We start from the raw sequence: 19,521 nt of genomic DNA on the forward strand, positions 1-19,521 counted from the left end.
AAAAGGCGAGCAAAAAACGGGGCTGTGGCGCAGTTGGGAGCGCGTCTGAATGGCATTCAGAAGGTCAGGGGTTCGAATCCCCTCAGCTCCACCAGAAGTGGCCCCGCCAGCTTGGCGGGGTTTTTCAAGGCGATGTAGCTCAGCTGGTTAGAGCGAACGACTCATAATCGTTAGGTCCGCGGTTCAAGTCCGCGCATCGCCACCAAGAAAACCTCGCTCTATGCGGGGTTTTTCCGTTTGTTCTCTATGCGGTAGGCCGTATAAGAAGGGTCGCGGCGCACTTTCTCAGTTCAGGACTGCCGCCTGGGGCTCGGGGGGGGAAGGCAGAGCGTAGAGGCTGGTGGCATCGTAGGCATGGGCGCGGCGATGTTCAGCGAACAGGTGGGAATAAATTTTGAGGGTCATGGACGGGTCTTTGTGCCCCAGAATCCCAGCCACATGCACCACGTCGAGACCTGCCCGAATCATCGCGCTCGCAGCGGTATGGCGCATCCCGTGAACCTTGATGCGGGGCACACCTGCTTTCCGGATCAGACCATTGAAGGCGCGTCTGACGTTCTCGTGGTTGGTGTAGCTCCCCAGCAGGGTAGGGAAGACCAGACCGTTGTCCACGTAGGCTTCGTCCTGTGCCATGCGCTCCTCGTCCTGTCGGATCCTGTGAAGGCGCAGGACGGTCATGGTGGTGTCGGTGATGGAGAGCGTGCGCGCTGATCCCCACTTGGGAGGCCCAAGGCCGTTCATCGGATCGTAGGAGCGCATAATCTTGATCTCGGCTCGGCTGCAGTCCACGTCTGACCAGCGCAAGGCCATCAGTTCGCCAATGCGGAAGCCATAGCTCAGCTTCAAGTAGAACAGCGGGTAGAGCCGATGATTCTGTACTTCGCTGAGGAACGTCATCACCTCCGATGGCTCCCAGACCGCCCGAACGTCAGGTTGAACATCCTCGTCCCCTGTCATCGCCGTCGCCTTGAACGGCGTGACATGCTCGGCCACGTTCTTGACGACCCAGTTGTTGCCTTGGGCGAACTTGAGAATTCGTCGTAGCTGGTTCAGGGCACGGTTCCCCTCCTGCGGCGAGGACTTCCTAGGCGCACCGAGCTTGCGCTTCCCATTCACCACGACCTCCGTACGGGGAGCGTCGGTGGCGTAGGTGGTCGCCAGTGCCGTGATGGCCTTCTGCACTTGCTCCCTCGTTAACGAGGTCACTTCGACGTTGGGGAGTACAGCCCGCAACTTCTCGTTCACACGGGTGTAATCGACCAGCGTGCGGGGGCAGAGACGACCCTTTGCATGTTCGGCGTGCTGATGATCAAGGTAGGCAGTCAGGACCTCGTGAACGCGCCGTCTCCGGGTGTCCGCCAGTGCCCCCCGCTTGGAATCCACGGTCATCTCTGCCAGCCAAGTTTCGGCAGCCCGCCTCGTTGGGAACGCTTTGCTTGGGCGGTCCTGCTTTCCATCCGGTCGAAGTCCGAGGTAGATGCTGGCCTTGTAAGTCTTGCCGCTCTTTCCTTCGCGCTCTTCAATTCTGCCAGTACCGTACGCCCTCTTCCTTGTTCTCTTCTCTGACACTTGATTCCTCCTTTGGTTTACACGAAGTTGTGACTATGTCAAGTTTACACGGATGTCTAAATCAGTCAAAGTGTTCGGCCTTAGTAGTCTTGCCTCTAACTCGAATATACAGTATGGAACATGAAATCGCAGGATCATTCAAACATGCAGGCCAATCGTTTGTTCGCGATACGCGACGCATCAAGGATTATTGGTATCGGTTACAACACACTGCTGGGTGCGGCGAGCAGCGGACAACTCCGGACCGTTCAAATCGGATCGTATAAACGAGTTTCGATCATGGCGCTCAATGAATTCGTTGAGGAGCTGGAGTCGGGCCGTCTGATTCTCAAACCCGCCTGACCTTGATATCGAACACGAGACCACCATGTATGGCTCTGGAGCGGTGGATTGAGGAACAACTCGCTGCCTGAACAGACTGACTTGCCGAGTGCTCCTATGCGATGTCGCATAGGAGCACTCGGCAGTTGCCATAGCGTTGTTTCAATCTCCGGGCTGTCCTCGACATCGTGTGCTCAGTCCGAAGACCCTGCTGCCGGCCATGGCCATCGAGGCCGACGGCCCACAGCACGACGACGAGACATGCGGAACCTGTTCGAGCAGGCGCTGACCCAGTAGGCGCGCCAGCTCTCGGGGGCGCTGAGTGAGCTGACAGAGGCAGCGGTGGCCACAGTGGGGGTGGAAGCCTGAGGTTCCCGGGATGCGCATTTGCGCCGGGGCGACACAGTGGCCCCCGTAGACTGGGGCTCAGTGAACCTCCCCTCCCCCAGCAGGTGCCACGCATGATGACCTACGAGGGCCTCCCGTTTGATCCGGAAGGCCACACTCTCACCCTGAGCGAAATCGAGCAGCGCCTCTGGGGTGCGGCCACTGGCAGCGACGATGGAGTGAGCATGGGGAATCCTGATTTAAACGTCCATGTCCGGTCCGACCGAGCGTGCAGCTATCTGCGGGGACGCCCCTGATGGCGTATTACTTCCGGACCCACGCTGGATATCTCAGTCTGTTTGGCCATCTAGAAGGCCGGTCCCTGCGCAATAACCAGATCGGGGCCATCACCGCCGTCACCAGCCACTTCAGCCTGAGTGGCGAGCCAGCTCTGGTGGCCATGCCCACGGGCTCAGGCAAGAGCGCCGTGCTCATGGCCCTCGCCTTTGCCCTGCGGCCCATAAGGGTCCTGGTTGTCACCCCCAGCGTGATCGTGCGTGAACAGCTGGCAGAGGGCTTTGGCTCCCTCGCCATCCTCAGAGGCACGGGCGCCCTCTCTCAAGACTGCCCGCTTCCGGCGGTCCATGAGGTCACCGGCTATCTGGAAACGGAGGCCGATTGGGCGGCTCTCGAGAAGTTCGATGTCGTGGTGGCGTCGCCGCCGTCGGTTAGCCCCAGAGAGGGCAAGGTGGCCAGACCACCGGAGGGGCTGTTCGACTTGATCCTGGTGGATGAGGCCCACCACGAGCAGGCCCCCACCTGGCAGACCCTGCTCGAGTGCTTTCCCGGGGCCAGGCGGGTGCTGTGCAGCGCCACGCCGTTCCGGAATGATCGGCAGGCGCTGGGCGCCCGCATCGTCTACCACTACCCGCTGGAACAGGCCCAGAAGGACGGCATCTTCGGGCAGATCACTTTCGTCCCCGTCCAGCCGGGACCGAACGAGGACGCCGACGTCGTCATCGCTCAGAAAGCTCAGGCCCTTCTAAACGAGGACAAGAAGGCAGGTCTGGATCACCGGATCATGGTCCGCACGTCCGGCAAGGCCCGCGCCGCAGCCCTGAGAAAGGTCTACGCCGAGCACACCACTCTGCGGTTGCAGGAGATCCACAGCGGACTGACCGTCAAGAACATCAAGAAGCGTATCCAAGCCCTACGGGATGGGGAGTTGGACGGGGTCATCTGCGTCGACATGATGGGCGAAGGCTTCGACTTCCCCAACCTCAAGATCGCGGCGATTCACGCCCCTCACAAGTCGCTGCCCGTCACCCTGCAGTTCATCGGGCGCTTCGCTCGCACTGGGGCTACTGGCGCGCCTCTTGGTGACGCCCGGTTCATCGCAGAAGAACACCGGATCCAACACGACGAATTCAGACTGTTCACAAGTGATCCGGACGACCCCGACTGGCGAGAGATCATCGCCAACCTGACCGACCGCCGGGTCCAGCGGGAGGTCGAGAAGCAGGAGTTCCTCGACACTTTTGAGCAGACGACGACCCCACCCGACCGGGTAAAAGCCGCGCGGGCGCTGAGTCTGGGTCGGTTGAAACCCTTCCATCACGTCCAGGTGTATCAGCTGCCCCAGGAGTCCAACTTTGATCTGTACGGCAAGCCGTCCCTGCTGCCGGTGATCTACGCCGAGGTGAGCGCGGACCTCAAGGTGGCCGTGCTGGTTTGGGATGAGGTAAAGACGCCTCGCTGGCTCAAAGCCCCCCTCCTTTGCGACACCCGGCACCACTTGGCGGTCGTGTATTTCGACGAGGAACGGCGACTACTGTTTTTGTCCTCAAGCCAGAAGGAAACTGACATCTACGAAGCCCTGCTGGCGGGTTTCGCGCCGGACGGGGCCTACGAGGTCCATGCGCCGCAACTCCGGCGCGTGATGACTGGGTGGAAGGCTCCAGAGATCTACAGCGTTGGGATGCGCAACCGGCAGGCGGCGATCGGACAGGAGTCCTACCGCATCCTCGCGGGAGGAGCCGCCCACTTCGCCGTCTCTCCCCGCGACGGCCGGCGATTCACCCGGGGACATGCCTACGGCGCTGATGTGCTGGAAACCGGCAAGAAGACCTTGGGCATCAGCAGCAGCTATGCCAAGATCTGGAGCCTCCAATACGGCGAACTCGACACCTTCATCGCCTGGTGTCGGGAGCTCGCTGCCAAGCTCGGAGACTCGGCAGCCGACGCCCAGCCAGCGCCACTCGACTTGCTGGACGGGGGGACCGTGATCACCGTCTTGCCCGACCCGTCGGTCCACATGCCGATGCTGGCGGACTGGCCGCACGATATATACCACCACAGCAATGGCGAGCTGGAGCTCACCCTGCAGGCCCCTGGGCAGGCCCCCATCAGCCTGCATCCGTCCGAGCTCGAGTTGCGGGTCCGGCCAGAACAGAGCACGGTGGACGCGCTGCGCTTCGACATCATCCATGGCGACCACGCCATCGCCTGTCAGTTGGAGCTGACGCCCCAACCCAGGCACTCTGTCCTGCCCGGGCAGAGCGTCACCATCGAGCGGCGACATCACAACAGACCCAGCACCGGGCTGGGGCTCCTGCTCGACAGCTTTGCCCCGTCCTTCTGGTATGACGACCTCTCCCATCTGACACGGAACATCGCCTTCAAGAAGCTGGAGTTTGAGCCCAAGGTACCTGACAACGTGGTTAAATCCCTCGACTGGACGGCAGCTGGAGTCGATATCACAGCAGAGGTCACGTGCGAGACCCCTGGACTGATCTCCATCCAGAACTACCTGGAAGAACAGCTGCGGGGCAAACACCAGATCGTGTTCTTCGACCATGACAATGGCGAGGCCGCCGATTACATCACCCTCGATCTGGTTGAGGATGAACACAATCCCGTGCGGATCGGGCTGTATCACTGCAAGGGAACCAAGCCGCCCAGAGGCGGAGGTCCTGCTGCTCCTGGCAACCGGGTCGAAGACCTGTATGAGGTGCTCGGTCAAGCCGTGAAGTGCATGCGCTTCCGCGACCGCCGGCTCCTCCTGAAACACATGCTTCACCGCGAGAAAAAACGCCCATCGAAGGGCAGAGCCAGTCGGTTCGTCACGGGCGACCAGGCAGAGTTACAGCGCATCCTGACCATGCCGGGTCATCTAGTCCTCCCCATCACGGTCTGGGTGGTCCAACCGGGGCTGGATTACGAGAGGGCTAGGAAGGATCCGGACCCCAAGACCCGGACCCTGTTCGACAACGTGCTGCATTTCGTGCTCGAGCAGGGCAGCCTGTTCAAGGTCATGTGCTCGTGAGGCACTGGCGGGTTCGGGCGGCTATCCCGCCTCCACCCAGGCTCCTCGCAGGCGACGCGCCAGAGTGGTCGGGAACTGACTGGCAAGCCTGCGGCGAAAGCCTTAAGAAGCTGTCCTCCTGTCCTTGAGAGCAGTCTGTTGGTCGCCAGGATATGACCAATACCGCTGCGGAGTTTTTTAGGTCGCCATCGTTTCATCTCAGTGGGATTCCCAGCGTGTGCATCGGTATTCACTAGCACTTCCCTATCTTGTCTGGGTGGGATCATAGGCCCCTGCCCCTCGTGTTGGTCGCGATAGATATATCTACAGGGCTTAACCTAATTGTGTCGGGTGTCGCTATTGATTCCACTTCCCCTCAACCAGGTAGGAAAACGACGGGTGCACCTCCTGACCAACTGGTCGTGAAGTGTTCGGCCTTAGTTGGTGATTCGAGGACATCGCCTTAGCCTGAATGGCGAAGCGCCCTAGGGCGCCACAACCTGCATCTCATCGTCAAGGCCCAGCCCCTCACCGGGTGGGCCGGACGGTGTCGGTGTATCTGGAGGACTCCATGAAGCTCATGCGCCCGCATCACGTCACCCCAGACCTCAGAGAGGTCATTGCCGCCCACCACCCCGAAGTCTTTGACATGCCCGCGTACACGCACCTCGCCCAGCACCTCCTCTTCGGGCGCCCCGGTACGGGGGAGGAGGAAAAGGGCCACATCGTCACCTCCACGGAGATGTTCAACGTGATCCTGGAGGGGACGGGATGGAAGAGATACAGCAAACTCCAGTTCCTCGACCGCTTTGAGCAGGCGACAGGGATCGGAATCCACGTCCGCGAGCACCGATATGTAGATGGGATGGCCCGCGCCATCCACGCGGACTTCCACCCGGAGGTGATCGCCATGTTCAAACAGGAACTCCGGGCCAGAGGTCGTGACGACCGCGTCTTCTTCGACACCGGCGTCAAGGTCACTGACCATAACCGTCTCCTCGCCTTCCGGCACGCCGAGACGGCCCAGCGTGATGAGTTCGAGGCGGATCGACTCAACGCCGCGATCCTGCGGTACTTCCAGGAGCAGATCAGCACCAACGCATACGCGAAGTTCCGCCAGAATCTCGACAATGCGATTGCTTTTGCAACCTTGACCGAGATGGACCCCCACCGCCAGCGGGCCGTGCTGACCAACCTGCACCGCCTGCGCGACACTCTCAAGCCCATCTATGAGCAGAAGTCCAGCACCAACCGGGTGTTCGCTCAGGGCTACAGCCTGCAGTCACTGCCGAAGCACTACAGAGACATCCTGATGCCGGGGACTATCGAGGCTGATCTGAAGTCCTGCCACCTCGTGATTGCGGCGTTCGACTGGCACGTGCAGCCCCTCATCAAGGTACTTGAGGGCGGGCAGAGCATCTGGACCTACCTCGCGGAGGCTGTAGGCACTGAACCCACCCCAGAAGCCAAGGCGGGCCTCAAGAGCGCCATCTATGCGGTGCTGTACGGCGGAGGTCGGAAACGAATCCTGAGTCCCCTGCCGCCCAACCAGCACCAGGCCTTCCTGCGTGACCCAGTCGTGAAGGCGCTGCTAAAGGCTAGAGAGAAACAGATGCGCTGCATTATGGAGGCTGGGGGTCTGCTGACTGTGAGGGGAGAGTGGGTGCCTCTGGGGCAGGGCAAGCCTCGCGAACTACTGGTCCGCCGCGCCCAAGACATTGAAACCTACGTCATTGCGGTCTGCTACGAGGTCGCCGAACGGCATCCTAAGGACTTCCGCATCCTTTCCGCTGAACATGATGGATTCCGGTACGAACTCCTCGACAAGCGTCGCGAGGACAAGGTGCAGGCATACTTGTTGAAGGCAGTGCAACGTCGGAGCGCCGAACTCCACCTGCCCATGATGCTGGAGTTCAGCCAGGCAGCGTAATCTTTGGAACGGGTGTGGTCCCGCCAGGACGGGGCGAGAGAACATGCCTTTTCGGTCAGCATGACGCTCATCCATGAAGTTCGTCTACTGATCGGAAAACACCATTGAGTCCATCGGTTTTGGCTGTGCGTCTCTCTCTATAGAACGTGGACGAAGTTGGTCGCAGGTGACGAGGGAGGATCACATCTGTGCGGCACGGTGGAAGGCAAGTGATATACGCCCGAGCAAGCCTGTGACACAGTTGACCTGGAAGGCTGTGTCATCCCTAACTTTTACCGCGCGGTTCGAGCGTCCAGAAGCTGCGTAGGGATTCCCCGCTTGGGCAGGGTACAGGTGTCTCTCGCAGGAGCAACATCCGCCACGGGCAGTGGGAGACGGCGACAATTTTCGCATGCTCGGAGCGCTCAACGGCAATGCCTATGACGTGCCGTGCGATACCGCATGATTCAGAAATGTTTTGGAAATCTATTGCCGCGCCAAAGCTCGCCTGGAGAAGCAGCAGACGTGAGTTACCAACGAAATTATGGGATCTGCGGGCAATCACTATCAGCCCTGCGGCGAGGTAGGTATTTAACGTGCCCACCTGTTAAGTATCAACCTCTAATCCTGCCTTCCAAGCTAGGTATTGAATTAGTTCATCCGGGAAAAATAGGCGTCCTGGATGCTTGTAGTTGCGGTACTTTGCCATGCGGGCCTGAATGAACTGATCGCAATGTTCCAAGCTGATTACATGGGTGTAGCGCCGTCTGAGGGTGCGAGCCTGGGCGTTGGGGCAGACGAGCAGTGTTCCGATCACAGCTCGTTGATCATGCACCGCCTGAGGTGGCGCGGCCCTGCGGTCTCTCCGGATGGGCATCAGCGCGGCAGCCACCTGATTAGCCTGATGTCGTGGGACCAGCCCAATACGCTGAACGCTCCGCTCTAGCCGTCCCTCGTCAGGCCATGGTTTCTGATCGCCGGTCTTCACTTCAACAATCACTGCGCTAGGGCGGTCCTCACTCAGCAGTTCTTGAAGGTGCTCGCGATCCCAGTCCTCAGTTTGTCCACCAATCTCCTCATGGACAAACGGAAAGCGCACTGCCAAGAGGTCCACGTCTGCGTGATGCGCAGCTGAGTTACCAGGAGTGTCTTGAGGCACCAGTCGGTGTAATACGAAGTCCGGCATCGGGATGAATCCATTCAGCCTGAGATACCAGCTTGCCAGCCGCTCGCCGTAGTTCATATGTGAGCGCATCGTCGCATGCCAGTTATTACCCGTGCGGCGGTAAGGCGGGTGGGACTAAATCGCAGCGATACAAGCCACTAAAGAAACCGTGTGACCAGGGAACGGATCACCACGGCGTGCCACCGAATAAACGCGGACATAAGGGGAAGGAGCGAGCTATTGGGAGACACCGGCCAGGGCTCGACAGCACCTGGAGAAGTCACGCGTCTTCCGGTGTCTCCGAATAGACGGTCCCGGAGGCGGTCTCCGTACGTGTGGCATGGATTGACGGGACGGCCGTGTCCACGCTCGTTGGACTGGCTCTGGGCAGACGCTTGGTCTTCACCTCCGGCTGCAACTGGTTCAGGCTACCCTTACGCACCCGGTCCATGAGCTGCTTACGGAAGCCTTCAACGACATTATGTTCCATGGCCTTGCCTGAGGCGGCGCGGAATGTGTGGTGAATCAAGGCATCAACGGAACACGTTACTCGTTTGACAAGGCGCAGGGGATGGGGCGACTCGGCCGAGGTGGTATCGATTTCAAAGACGAATACGGCCGCGTTATTTGTGGCAGCCACCGTCTCCACCCGCTCATCGGGCGCCAGCAGCGCCACATGGTCGGGGTCGCCTCCCACCGGTAGTAATCTCGGCTGGCCCAGGTGGCGCAGCCAGCTCTCCCACACCGCCACAGGCAGGACGATGGCGAAGCCTTCGGACTCCGGGTGACGCGCGAGCGCCATCTTGAAAATCATCTGGTAGATCGTCCGTTTGAAGATATTGGCCTTGTTCGGGCCCTCCACTTTGTCGCCACACACGTTCTCTCCGCGCTCCATGGCTTGGAGGAGGGGCCCGTGGTAATCCTCCGGCGGCTCTGTCCCACTTTCCACCCTTGGGCACAAGGCTTTGAGGCGTGTCGCCACGTGCAGTGGGCTGCCGTGAAAGTCCGCCGTCTGAATCTCGTAGAACAGGTGCCGTCCGAAGGTTGAGGGCGCTCCTGAGGCATCCACGGCGGACACCTCCACCACGGATGTATCGACCAGTGCGCCCGGCGACGCCGGTGTTTCCGAAAGGTCTATCTCTCCGCCGAGCTTTTGCGAAGAGAAGAGAAAGACGCGCCCGCCGCGGGCTAGGAGGTCCCGGATGCGCTCCCGCTGCTCGAGCTTGTGCAACACGGTCAGCGGCAGCAACGCTATCTGGACCTGATCGTCCACCGCGTATGACGTCCGGACGGCGCTGGCAAGCAGGGTGAAATGCTGGTCGAGCGTGCGGTACGGGCAGGCGATCCAGTCCTGGGGAGTACCGTTGCTCGTGCTGTTGATAGTGCACACCCCGTACGGCTCGTCCCAGCCCTTGGCCTTCTTGATGCACTCGGTGTGTTCACCGGTCGCCTGGCTGAGAAAGGGGCACGCGCGCTGGGCTTGGTGCCGACGGGCCTCTTCGGAGCGGTCTACCACTGGCCAGACCCGATGCCCGAACCACTCCGCAACGTAATTGCCCTGTGGGGTCCGGATCCGCGGCGGGCGTTTCCCCTTCTCCCTGTTCCCTTTCTTCTTCTTCGGCGGCTTGGTGGCCTCGGGAAACAGTGGGTCCGCAGTCACGAAGGGCCCTGCGCCTGGCGGCGCTGCTCGAAGGCGCGCAGCAACTCGGAGGGTGTGGCGTCCAGAGCCTCGGCAAGCTGGACGATGACCGTCAGGGAGGGGTTGCGTAGCCCCCGTTCGAGCAGGCTGATGTAGGTGCGGTGCAGTCCCGCTGCATCGGCCAGCGCTTCCTGCGAGACGTGGCGGCATTCACGCGCAGCGCGTACCACCCCACCAAAGATTCGTTGTTGCTCGGCGTTTCCCACGTGTACAGGCGAGGCTAAGGGGCGCCGTGACTGAGAGTCTACAGACAGTTGTATGCAGTTTGGGGGGGCGTTAGAATCGGGGGGCATGACGCCTCCGGAACTCCTCGCCGTGTTGAACTCCACCCGTCAAAGCGCGGTGCTGTATGGAGACGCCTTCGACCTGTTCCCACAACTTCCAGTGGCTTCAGTAGACCTTATCCTCACATCGCCGCCGTACTGGGGCATGCGCGATTACGAGTTGGCCCACAACTGGGACATTCTCGAGGCGTGGCGGGCAGAGGGGGAAGAAAACCGGCAGCCCAGCTACGAGTGGTACCGCGCCAACGGGGGGGTGCTTGGCCTCGAACCCCTGCCCGAGTGGTACATCGCCAATCTGGTCAGCATCCTGGAACGCGGCAAGGCGGCCCTTAAACCTGGCGGGAGCCTGTGGTTGAACTTGGGGGACACCTACTTTGCCCGTTGGTCGAGCATCCGCCTCAAGGGTCGCCAGGGGCTCGGGGACGGCGAGCGGCTGCGCCGCAAGACCCCGATGGGGGGCTGGCGGCAGGAGAAGAACCTGCTGCTGATTCCCGCCCGTGTTGCCATCGCCTTGCAGGACCAGCGCTGGATTCTCCGCAACGACCTCATCTGGTACAAACCTAACGTGCCTCCCCGCCCGGAGACCGACCGTCTGGCGGCTACCCATGAGCACTTTTTCCACTTCGTTAAACGGCCCACCGAGGGGCGCCCGAAGTATTATTACGACCTCTCCGCTGCGGGCGAGTTGGCCCATGACGTGCAGCAGGTGAACGTGGCGGGCGGGCGTGACGGGCATTCCGCGACGTTTCCGCTGAAGCTGATTGACCATCGCATCCGCAGCTCCTGCCCTCCGGACGGGGTCGTGCTCGATCCCTTCGCGGGCACGGGGACGACCCTGCTGGCCGCGAACCAAAGTGGGCGGCGCGGCATTGGGTTTGACCTCAATACCCGTTTTGTGGAGGGCGCCCAACGTCGGCTGGACGCGGACATCCTCCTCCCGAGCTAAAGTTCTGCGACGCTGACACGATGTGGTCGGAAAGGTGGGCGGGGAAGTTGCTCCTCCTGCAATATGCTGTAAGGCGTTTGTCGCCTACCTTAAAGTCATGCACGTCATCCTCGACAGCAACATCTACCTTTCGGACACCCACTTCCGGCATGAGCTACGCACCCTGACGCAGTACCTCCTCCCCACGGCCAGCACCGTGGTCCTGCCGCGAGTCGTGCAGGAGGAAGTGCAGGCAGTGTATCGGAGGAGTCTGCACGCGGCACTCAGGCGTGTGAGGAAGGAGAGTGCCGATGTGAGGCGATTGATTGGAGCATTCGACCTCCCCGCCGTTGATCTCGAAGTGCAGACCCAGGAGTTCGCCTCGCGCGTCTCTACATTTCCTCCTGGTGGTCAGGCCCTCACTGTAGACCTGACGTCGGGCGATCTTTTGGAGTTAACCCGCATGGCCGCCAACCGGGTTCGCCCGTTTAATCAGGAAGGGCACGGCTTTCGTGACGCCGCCATCTGGCTAACGGTTCTGGGGCACGCCCGGGCGAACCCGGCGATGGAAGTCGCCTTCATCTCGAGCAACACCGCCGACTTCGGCCGCAAGGGCGTCCCAAATGCGCTCCACCCTGACTTACAGCTTCAGTTGGCGAAAGACGGATTGACGAATGTTCGGTACTATTCCTCCGTTGCGGAGTTCCTGCGCCTGAACCTCCTCGTCACTACCACGATTGACCTGAGCCTGTACCCCACGGTCTTGGAAGGCAGCGGCGACCAGCTCATGCGGTTCGAGCATGCCATCACCCGGGACCTATATGTAGACGAGGAGCATCATCAATACTCGGGCGAATCGGTGTCCTTTGATCCTGCCGATGAGTTCACCTGGATTGCCCGCAGTAGCCAGGAGTTCAGACTGAACGACCATGAAACCTATGTTCTGGTGGAGGTCGAGGCGGAGGTGCCAGCCAGCGAACTCTACCCGGTGGGGTACTTCGTCGACGACGAGCGGGGCGAAATCCACGAGGATCATGCCGACCGCCCCGTCATGGTGTCGCTTGCCGGTACGCTCGCCCTAACTTTCGGCCCCACCGGGCCGCACCAACACCAGCTTCTGAATGTTCGGGCGCTGGGCGTTGACGATTCCATTCCGGACACCGTTCCGCCTCAACCTTGAACACGAGCTGAAGCAATAATGCCTTTGGCGGACGAGCGGCGGCTTCCTCAAATGGGCGAGGGACACCGCGGGCGTCGTGGTGGAAGTCGTTTACCCGTGGTGGCGACAGGCCAAGCGGTATCTGCCTGACTTGGTTGAGGAGGTCAATCCGCGCAAGACGTTTCATGTCTTGCCACGACGCTGGGTGGTGGAACGAACCTCTGCGTGGTTGGGAAAGTGCCGCCGTCTCTCGAAAGACTACGAAACACTGCCAGAAACAACAGAACTGCTCGTCCACTTGGCGATGATTCGCTTGATGCTCCGTTGTCTTGGCCGTGCCCGTCCTCCTGACACTACAGCTGTTTGATGACTTCAAGTGTCTGGAGATTCACGTCGTACACGCCTGCATACCGGTCACCCAGATCCGCAACGATCCGGACCACGTCCGTGGCGACGTGTGGGTCATACACCGCTTCAACGTACATGCTGTCCTCTGGTGTTGCCATCATGTGAACGAGCGGCGCACGCACATGTGCTTGCCCAGCCCCAGCGAAGACCTGCGTGCTGGACAGCACGGGGACCATGTCGACATCGATGTTGTCGGCAAGTGGGAGTCGGATCACCCAAAGGCCAGTCCCAATGACGACGGCCCACGCTTCGCGTGGGTCGATCAACCCCCCAGTCGGATTGCCATACATCCAACCAAGTGCCTGCTGCCCCTGCGCTGTCTCCAAAAAGACATAGTCATGGTCCGAAAGAATGGCGTACTGCTTGGACCTGGCCCACGTGATCATCGAGCCTCACCGTAACAGGTCAAGTTGCCTGTCCACATCCCTCAGCGAAGATCAGAAATGGCTCAACTTCGGTTTACACACGCACTTTAGGACACGTAGTGCGTGGGCCGTGCGGTGTCGCACAGAAAGGCACTTACGTCACGTCCATCGATTGACGATTCAGTCGGTAGGCGGAGGGGTGGGGCACACTTCGCGGCGCACTTTCGGCGCATTCACTGACGGAGGAAGCATGAGGTTGCGTGATCGGGGAGACCTTCTTGCGCGACCAGGACAACCTTTTTTGACGGAGCGTGATGTTGCATGACATTGCCTGAGCTGGCTTGGAACTCCTCATAATCGTTAGGTCCCCGGTTCAAGTCCGGGCATCGCCACCAAAGGAGAGAACCCTGTCTCAGGCGGGGTTCTTTCTTTTTGGGCTTGGCAGAGGTGGTCAAATCAAAGAGTTGTGATCGTGTGAATGCAGACAGGGTCAAGGGCTGTTGAGGAGTGCCACCGACACGCCTGCCTACTGCTCTTCCTGCGCTCAGCTTCCTGGCACGGCCTGCGCCGGCCCCCGCGCCGTACAATGCCGGCCATGTCGGACCTCTCTCTTCCTGCGCGTGGCGAGGTGCCGCGCGACCAGCTCGTGCGCTATCTGGGCGAGTACCTGAACATCGGCGGCTTCAAGGATCCCAGCCTGAATGGCCTGCAGATTGAGGGGGCGCCCACCGTGCGCCGGGTGGCCGTTAGTGTGGACACCAGCCTCAAGACCCTGCAACACGCCGCCGACAGCGGCGCAGACCTGCTGATTGCCCACCACGGCCTGTTCTGGGGCCAGCCGCTGCCGATCACCGGCCCCCACCGCGAGCGGGTGCGCACCGCCCTGATGGCCGACCTCAATGTGTACGCCGCCCACATTCCCCTGGACGCCCACCCAGATGTCGGCAACAATGCCATGATCGCGCGGGCGCTGAGCCTGCAGCACACGGTGCCCTTTGGTGAGTGGGCAGGCACCAGGATTGGACTGGCGGGCGAACTACCCTTTGAGCAGTCGCTGCAGGACTTTGCCGACCGGGTGCAGAAGCTGACCGGGGAAATCTGCCTGGTGCACGGGGGCGGGCGCTCGCCCACCGTGCGCCGCCTAGGGGTTCTCAGTGGCAGCGGCGCAGGCAGCATCGCCGAGGCAGCGGCCCTGGGGCTGGACACCCTGCTGACCGGCGAGCCCGAGCACAAGCACTTTCACGACGCCTTTGAATACGGCGTGAACGTGGTCTACGCCGGTCACTACGAAACCGAGGTGTTTGGCGTGCGGGCCCTGGCCGCCCACCTGGAAGACCAGTTCGGCCTGCCCTGGCAGTTCCTGCACCACCCCACTGGCCTGTGAGCCGGATGCCGTCCACTTCTGGAGCCCATGCCGTCTGGCGGGGTTTACTGTGAAGTTCGTTCCCGCTTCACCCGAAAGCTGTCCCAGCACGTGAGCGGCCTGTTCCTGACTTTTGAAGGCCCTGAGGGTGCAGGCAAAAGCACGCAGCTGGCGCGGCTGACCGCCCAGCTGGTGCAGCGGGGCGTGTCCTGCACCGTTACGCGCGAGCCCGGCGGCACCCCACTGGGCACCCGCGTGCGTGAAGTGCTGCTGGACCCCGCGCTGAGCATTGATCCGCTGCCGGAATTTCTGCTGTATTCAGCCAGCCGCGCGCAACTCGTGGCCAACGTGATTCGCCCGGCGCTGGCCCGGGGCGAGGTGGTGGTCTGTGACCGCTACGCGGATTCCACCCTGGCCTACCAGGGGGCCGGACGGGCCCTGCCAGAGCACCTGCTGCGCCAGATCACGCAGGCGGCCACGGGGGGCCTGAATCCACAGCTGACGGTGCTGCTGGACCTGGACCCGGCCGTGGGGCTGGCCCGCGCCGCGCGCCGGGGCCAGCCGGACCGCCTGGAGCAGGCCGATCTGGCCTTTCACGCCCGGGTGCGCGCGGGTTTTCTGGCCCTGGCCGAGGCTGAGCCGGCGCGCTTTCTGGTGCTCGACGCCACGCAGCCGGAGGAGGCGCTGGCCGAAACAATCTGGGCAGCCGTGGCGCCCCTGGTTGGCGCCGTTGAGGGCGGTTGGTCAACGGAGTCTCGGCCCCTTTGAAGGCTCAGGCGGGTTCAAGTCCACGCAGTTGTCCAAGCTGATCACGGCTGTTCAAAGCAGAGCGCGCGGCGACCCCGCAGAGTCGCCGCACCCTCTGTTCCCTCTTACCGTCGCGGCGCCGCGCGGCCGCCCACGCTGCTGCCTTCGGGCTTCAGGCCCGGCAGCTTGACTTCAAACAGGGTGGGCCAGCGTTTGCCCGTCAGCAGCAGGGTGCCGCGTTCGGGCACAAAGGCGATGCCGTTGGGCACGTCGTCAAAGGTGAGGGGCTGGCCAGCGCGGGCCGCCGCGCTGCTGGCCTCGCGGGTCAGGTCGGCCACGTTGATCCAGGCGGTCACCTTGCCGGTCTGCGGGTCAATGCGGGCAATACGGTCCGTCAGCCATACGTTGGCGTAGACCGCGCCCTGCACCCACTCCAGTTCGTTCAGGTGGCGCACGGGCTGGCCCTGGTCGGTGACCTGCACGGTGCGGCGCGCGGCGAAGGTGCGGGGATCGCGCCACGTCAGGGTGGCGCTGCCGTTGCTCATGATCAGGCTCCGGCCGTCGGTGGTCAGGCCCCAGCCCTCGCCGGGGTAGCGGTGGCGCCCCGTTTCTTTCAGCGTCTGGGCGTCGAAGGAAAACGCCAGGCCGTTTTGCCAGGTCAGGTGGTAGGCCGCGCCGCCCAGCACGGCCACGCCCTCGCCAAAGGCGCTGGCCAGCGGGGTGGGCACCTGGGCCAGCACCCGGCCTGTTTTCAGGTCCACGCGCCGCACGCCGGACTGCCCCACCTGCCCGGTGCTTTCCATGTACACGCCGGCCCCCAGGTACTGCAGGCCCTGGGTAAAGGCTGCCCGGTCATGCGGATAGCGGGCCGTGATCGTGGGGGTCAGGGTGGGCACGGTCTGGGCGTGGGCGGCGGGCAGGGCGGGCAGACAGAGCAGCAGGGGCAGCAGAAGGCGGGGGGCGCGCACAGCCTCATGGTAGAGGGCGGGGCAGCGCTCCGTATGGTCAGACCTCTATCCCCCCTTCATGGGGGGCTGCCGTGGGCGGGGCCAGCCCCTCGCCCGCCAGCAGGTGGGTGGCCGCCGCCTGCACCCGCTGATCGGGGTCGCGGCGCAGCGCCTCGACATGGGTCCACTCGCCCCACTGCGCCAGGGCCCAGGCGGCGGCGTCGCGCACCTCCCAGGCGGGGTCCGCGCGGCCGGCCAGCAGCAGCGGCCAGCCCGCCGGGGCGCGGGTGTTGCCCAGCACCGTCAGGGCGTTGCGGGCCATGCCCTTGCGCCGGGGCCGCAAAAAGGCAGTGCCCGCGTACTGGCGCTCGAACTGCCGCTCGCCCACGCCAAAAAAGGTGCCCAGGTCTGGCCACACCAGTTCGGGCCGGGGGGTCAGGTGCCGGGCCAGGGGCCCCGCTTTGGCGCTCCAGGGGCAGACCTCGCTGCACACGTCGCAGCCAAACAGCCACTCGCCCACGCCAGGGCGCAGCGCCAGCGGCACCGGGCCCCGGTGCTCAATGGTCAGGTACGACACGCAGCGCCGCGCGTCGATGGCGCGGTCCGGGCCTATGGCGGCCGTGGGGCAGGCGGCCACGCAGCGGGTGCAGCGCCCGCAGCGGTCCGGGTGGGCCACAGGAGAGGGCTCCAGCGGCAGGTCGGTCAGCAACACCGCCAGGGTCACGAAGGCGCCCAGCGTGGTGCTCACCAGCATGCCGGATTTGCCGCGCCAGCCCAGGAACCCGGACGCCGCAAACAGGCGCTCCATGACCGGGCCGTGGTCCACGTAGCCCCGGGCCCGCACGCCCAGCCGCGCCGCTTCCTCTTCCAGCCGGCTCAGCAGGGGTTGCAGCTGGTCGTGGTAATCGGGGGTCCAGGCGTAGCGCGCCACCCGCCCCGCCCGGATGCCCCCTGCCGGCACGGGCGGCGGCGCAAAGGCGTGCGACACGCCCAGCACCAGCACGCTCTGCACGCCCGCCAGACGCTGGCCAGGGTCGGCTCGCACCGGCAGTTGCCGTTCCAGATAGGTCATGCCCGCGTGGCGGCCGGCCTCCAGCCACGCGGCATACTCCGCCACGGCTGGGGCCGGCACAGCCGCTGGCGCCCAGCCCACCGCGTCGGCCCCCAGCGCGTGGGCGAGGTCGGCCAGGATTTCAGCGGCACTCACGCGGCGCAGTATGCCGCGCGGCGCCTGGGGCAAACGAGAGGTGCGGCACGGAGGGAGAGGGCTGAGGGGCGTGCGGGGGCAGTTTCTTTAAAGGATCTTGGGGACGCGCCCAATCGAGCCAGTCCCACACCGGGCGGGCCCCCAGGTGAGGAGGCGGGCGGTGACCTGCGCTCCTCACCTGGGGGCCCTGAAACTGCCCTTTACCGCCGTTCCAGTCGCCAGTTCTGTGCTGCGGCGCCGTTGGGGGTCCAGGTGCGGACCTCGGTGCCGGCGTTCACGCTGCCGTTCACGTTGTCCAGGGCCAGGCGTGTCTGCGGGCCCACGAGGCGGTGGAAGCCGCCGCCCATGTCCTCCAGCATCCACTGCTGGGCACCCAGGCCGTTGCAGGGCCACAGGCGCACGTCGGTGCCGGGGGTGGTGCCCCCATTGGCCACGTCCAGGCAGTGGTCCTGCGCGCCCAGCACGCTGCGCAGGCGGTATACGCCGTCGCCCGCCGCTTCCAGACGGAAATTCTGGGCGGCCTGCCCGTTGCAGCCCCACTGCTGCAGTTGCGCCGCCGGGCTGGCGACCCCGTTCTGCACGTCCAGGCACAGGTTGCTGGTCTGGTTGACCAGTCGGTACACGGCGCCGCTGCTCAGCTGGTAGCCGGCGGTGGCCTCGCTGGACAGGGGCCAGTTGCCGTTCCATTCCAGCGCCTTGAGGTCCAGCTTGGGGCTGCCCCCGGTGTTGGCGTCGTAGAAATGGTGGGCAAAGTAGAAGGTGCCGCCTTCCTGGTACACGTCGCCGCCGCCCTGACCCAGCTTGTTCGCGCGGTGGTTCAGCAGCACGGTGCCGCCGCCCTGGTCCAGACGCACGCCCTGCTGGTCGAGGTAGGGTCCGGTGATACTGGTCGCGCGGCCCATCACGGTCTTGTAGGTGCTGGCCAGCCCCTTGCAGCAGCTGTCCCACGAGGCCAGCAGGTAATAGAAGTCGCCCCGTTTGAAGATTGTGGGCGCCTCGACCGGGTTGTTGGGCACGCCGGGGCGCGAAGCGATGGTGGTCACGGCGCCGGTCAGGGTGGTCATGCTACTCAGGCGCTGCACCTTGAGGCCGCTGAAGAACGAGCCCCAGGCCAGCCACCAGCCGCTGGCCGAGTCCCAGTGCACGCTGGGGTCAATGGCGTTGTACGAGGTGCCGCTGCCCGAACGCAGCATGGGCCCGTGGTCGGTCCAGGTGGTCGTGGCACACGGGTTGGTGCTGCTGGCCACCCCAATGGCCGAGTTGCGGGTGCCGAACTGCGACACGGCGTAGTACAGGTAGTAGCGGCGCTCCTGGCCGTTGTAGACGACTTCCGGCGCCCAGATGTTCTTCGCGCCGTACTCGCGCGCGGCCCAGGCCGGGGCGGGAATGGCCCCCAGCGTGCGCCACGGGCCCCCCAGGCCACCGTCCGACCGGTGAACCAGGATGCCGCCCGGGGCCCCCGAACTTTCCACGCCGGTGGACATGACGCAGTAGGTGCTGCCGGCCTTGAACAGCACCGGGTCGTGCGCGCCCAGCTCGCCGGCCTGCGGCACGACCGATTGTGAGGTCAGGGAAGAGGCGGCGGGCGCCACAAAGTCGGGAACCCGTTGCGGGGCGCAGGCGGCCAGCAGCACAGAACTGGCCAGAAGAAGAGCCGGGTGAATTCGCATCAAAAACCTCCCGCCGCTCTGGCCCTCTGGATGGGGCACAGCGCCGCTGGTCATGGTGGGTGGGAAACCGCGCCAGTGTAGCAGGGGAGACCGGGGCGGCATTCTGACCGGTCAAACAACAAATGAAGGCGGGCCCCTCTGGGCCCGCCCTC

The 19,521-nt window shown here is 63.4% G+C and carries 16 protein-coding genes and 2 tRNA genes; 10 read left to right on the top strand and 8 right to left on the bottom strand.

What is annotated here, in order from left to right; genetic code table 11:
* Positions 1–18 precede the first annotated feature (18 nt).
* Positions 19–94, top strand: a tRNA-Ala gene (locus KMW22_RS01555).
* A gap of 34 nt (positions 95–128) precedes the next feature.
* A tRNA-Met gene (locus KMW22_RS01560) sits at positions 129–205 on the top strand.
* Positions 206–285: 80 nt separating this feature from the next.
* Here the strand turns inward: KMW22_RS01560 and KMW22_RS01565 are convergent.
* Positions 286–1,389 carry a tyrosine-type recombinase/integrase gene (locus KMW22_RS01565; RefSeq protein WP_221088240.1) on the bottom strand — a complete coding sequence of 368 codons (1,104 nt, stop codon included), beginning with the start codon at positions 1,387–1,389 and terminating at the stop codon, positions 286–288.
* Between the two features lie 300 nt (positions 1,390–1,689).
* Here KMW22_RS01565 and KMW22_RS01570 point away from each other — a divergent pair, with 300 nt between their 5' ends.
* The 3 genes from KMW22_RS01570 (at position 1,690) to KMW22_RS01580 (ending at position 7,451) form a co-directional block, all read left to right on the top strand.
* The gene (locus KMW22_RS01570) at positions 1,690–1,911 is read left to right on the top strand and encodes a hypothetical protein (RefSeq protein WP_221088241.1); all 222 of its coding nucleotides are present in this window, start codon (positions 1,690–1,692) and stop codon (positions 1,909–1,911) included.
* Positions 1,912–2,533: 622 nt separating this feature from the next.
* A complete protein-coding gene (locus KMW22_RS01575; RefSeq protein ID WP_221088242.1) occupies positions 2,534–5,542 on the top strand; it encodes a DEAD/DEAH box helicase in 3,009 nt (1,002 codons plus the stop codon).
* A gap of 550 nt (positions 5,543–6,092) precedes the next feature.
* Complete coding sequence (locus KMW22_RS01580; RefSeq protein ID WP_221088243.1) at positions 6,093–7,451, top strand: hypothetical protein; 1,359 nt, start codon at positions 6,093–6,095, stop codon at positions 7,449–7,451.
* Positions 7,452–8,037: 586 nt separating this feature from the next.
* On the opposite strand, the gene KMW22_RS01585 is transcribed toward KMW22_RS01580, so the two are convergent.
* The 3 genes from KMW22_RS01585 to KMW22_RS01595 form a co-directional block, all read right to left on the bottom strand.
* Complete coding sequence (locus tag KMW22_RS01585; RefSeq protein WP_221088244.1) at positions 8,038–8,673, bottom strand: hypothetical protein; 636 nt, start codon at positions 8,671–8,673, stop codon at positions 8,038–8,040.
* A 202-nt stretch (positions 8,674–8,875) separates the two neighbouring features.
* Entirely contained in the window at positions 8,876–10,255 is a 1,380-nt protein-coding gene (locus KMW22_RS01590; RefSeq protein ID WP_221088245.1) for a PDDEXK family nuclease, read from the bottom strand.
* Positions 10,252–10,500 (bottom strand): helix-turn-helix domain-containing protein, encoded by a 249-nt coding sequence (locus KMW22_RS01595; protein ID WP_328774554.1) that lies wholly within the window; start codon positions 10,498–10,500, stop codon positions 10,252–10,254. Before KMW22_RS01595 ends, KMW22_RS01590 begins: the two co-directional genes overlap by 4 nt.
* An 85-nt stretch (positions 10,501–10,585) precedes the next feature.
* Between KMW22_RS01595 and KMW22_RS01600 the strand changes: the two genes are divergently transcribed.
* From KMW22_RS01600 to KMW22_RS01610, 3 genes are all read left to right on the top strand, one after another.
* Entirely contained in the window at positions 10,586–11,524 is a 939-nt protein-coding gene (locus KMW22_RS01600; RefSeq protein WP_221088247.1) for a DNA-methyltransferase, read from the top strand.
* Positions 11,525–11,621: 97 nt separating this feature from the next.
* Positions 11,622–12,683, top strand: a complete 1,062-nt coding sequence (locus tag KMW22_RS01605; protein WP_221088248.1) for a PIN domain-containing protein — start codon at positions 11,622–11,624, stop codon at positions 12,681–12,683.
* Positions 12,684–12,762: 79 nt separating this feature from the next.
* Complete coding sequence (locus KMW22_RS01610) at positions 12,763–13,029, top strand: transposase (protein ID WP_407928416.1); 267 nt, start codon at positions 12,763–12,765, stop codon at positions 13,027–13,029.
* Here the strand turns inward: KMW22_RS01610 and KMW22_RS01615 are convergent.
* A complete protein-coding gene (locus tag KMW22_RS01615; protein ID WP_221088250.1) occupies positions 13,016–13,456 on the bottom strand; it encodes a hypothetical protein in 441 nt (146 codons plus the stop codon). The two genes, KMW22_RS01610 and KMW22_RS01615, sit on opposite strands and share 14 nt — an antisense overlap.
* Positions 13,457–14,030: 574 nt before the next feature.
* Here KMW22_RS01615 and KMW22_RS01620 point away from each other — a divergent pair.
* Both KMW22_RS01620 and tmk read left to right on the top strand, forming a co-directional pair.
* Positions 14,031–14,819 (top strand): Nif3-like dinuclear metal center hexameric protein, encoded by a 789-nt coding sequence (locus KMW22_RS01620; RefSeq protein ID WP_407928414.1) that lies wholly within the window; start codon positions 14,031–14,033, stop codon positions 14,817–14,819.
* A 90-nt stretch (positions 14,820–14,909) separates the two neighbouring features.
* On the top strand, positions 14,910–15,566 hold the full coding sequence (tmk, locus tag KMW22_RS01625) for a dTMP kinase (RefSeq protein ID WP_407928415.1): 657 nt from the start codon (positions 14,910–14,912) through the stop codon (positions 15,564–15,566).
* 104 nt (positions 15,567–15,670) lie between these two features.
* On the opposite strand, the gene KMW22_RS01630 is transcribed toward tmk, so the two are convergent.
* The 3 genes from KMW22_RS01630 to KMW22_RS01640 form a co-directional block, all read right to left on the bottom strand.
* The gene (locus KMW22_RS01630) at positions 15,671–16,492 is read right to left on the bottom strand and encodes a glutaminyl-peptide cyclotransferase (protein ID WP_407928417.1); all 822 of its coding nucleotides are present in this window, start codon (positions 16,490–16,492) and stop codon (positions 15,671–15,673) included.
* 58 nt (positions 16,493–16,550) lie between these two features.
* Positions 16,551–17,699, bottom strand: coding sequence for a tRNA epoxyqueuosine(34) reductase QueG (gene queG / locus KMW22_RS01635; protein WP_221088254.1), 1,149 nt, complete (start codon positions 17,697–17,699; stop codon positions 16,551–16,553).
* 200 nt (positions 17,700–17,899) lie between these two features.
* Positions 17,900–19,369: an arabinan endo-1,5-alpha-L-arabinosidase gene (locus KMW22_RS01640; protein WP_221088255.1), complete on the bottom strand. Its 1,470-nt coding sequence runs from the start codon at positions 19,367–19,369 to the stop codon at positions 17,900–17,902.
* Positions 19,370–19,521: the final 152 nt, after the last annotated feature.

Source organism: Deinococcus aquaedulcis (assembly GCF_019693445.1).
GTDB classification, from domain to species: domain Bacteria; phylum Deinococcota; class Deinococci; order Deinococcales; family Deinococcaceae; genus Deinococcus; species Deinococcus aquaedulcis.

What these genes read in the sequence shown, in the direction of transcription:
- KMW22_RS01565 (WP_221088240.1), bottom strand. Translation starts at nt 1,389, where the DNA reads ATGACCGTGGATTCCAAGCGGGGGGCACTGGCGGACACCCGGAGACGG.
- KMW22_RS01570 (WP_221088241.1), top strand. Translation starts at nt 1,690, where the DNA reads ATGAAATCGCAGGATCATTCAAACATGCAGGCCAATCGTTTGTTCGCG.
- KMW22_RS01575 (WP_221088242.1), top strand. Translation starts at nt 2,534, where the DNA reads ATGGCGTATTACTTCCGGACCCACGCTGGATATCTCAGTCTGTTTGGC.
- KMW22_RS01580 (WP_221088243.1), top strand. Translation starts at nt 6,093, where the DNA reads ATGAAGCTCATGCGCCCGCATCACGTCACCCCAGACCTCAGAGAGGTC.
- KMW22_RS01585 (WP_221088244.1), bottom strand. Translation starts at nt 8,673, where the DNA reads ATGAACTACGGCGAGCGGCTGGCAAGCTGGTATCTCAGGCTGAATGGA.
- KMW22_RS01600 (WP_221088247.1), top strand. Translation starts at nt 10,586, where the DNA reads ATGACGCCTCCGGAACTCCTCGCCGTGTTGAACTCCACCCGTCAAAGC.
- KMW22_RS01605 (WP_221088248.1), top strand. Translation starts at nt 11,622, where the DNA reads ATGCACGTCATCCTCGACAGCAACATCTACCTTTCGGACACCCACTTC.
- KMW22_RS01615 (WP_221088250.1), bottom strand. Translation starts at nt 13,456, where the DNA reads ATGATCACGTGGGCCAGGTCCAAGCAGTACGCCATTCTTTCGGACCAT.
- KMW22_RS01620 (WP_407928414.1), top strand. Translation starts at nt 14,031, where the DNA reads ATGTCGGACCTCTCTCTTCCTGCGCGTGGCGAGGTGCCGCGCGACCAG.
- KMW22_RS01640 (WP_221088255.1), bottom strand. Translation starts at nt 19,369, where the DNA reads ATGCGAATTCACCCGGCTCTTCTTCTGGCCAGTTCTGTGCTGCTGGCC.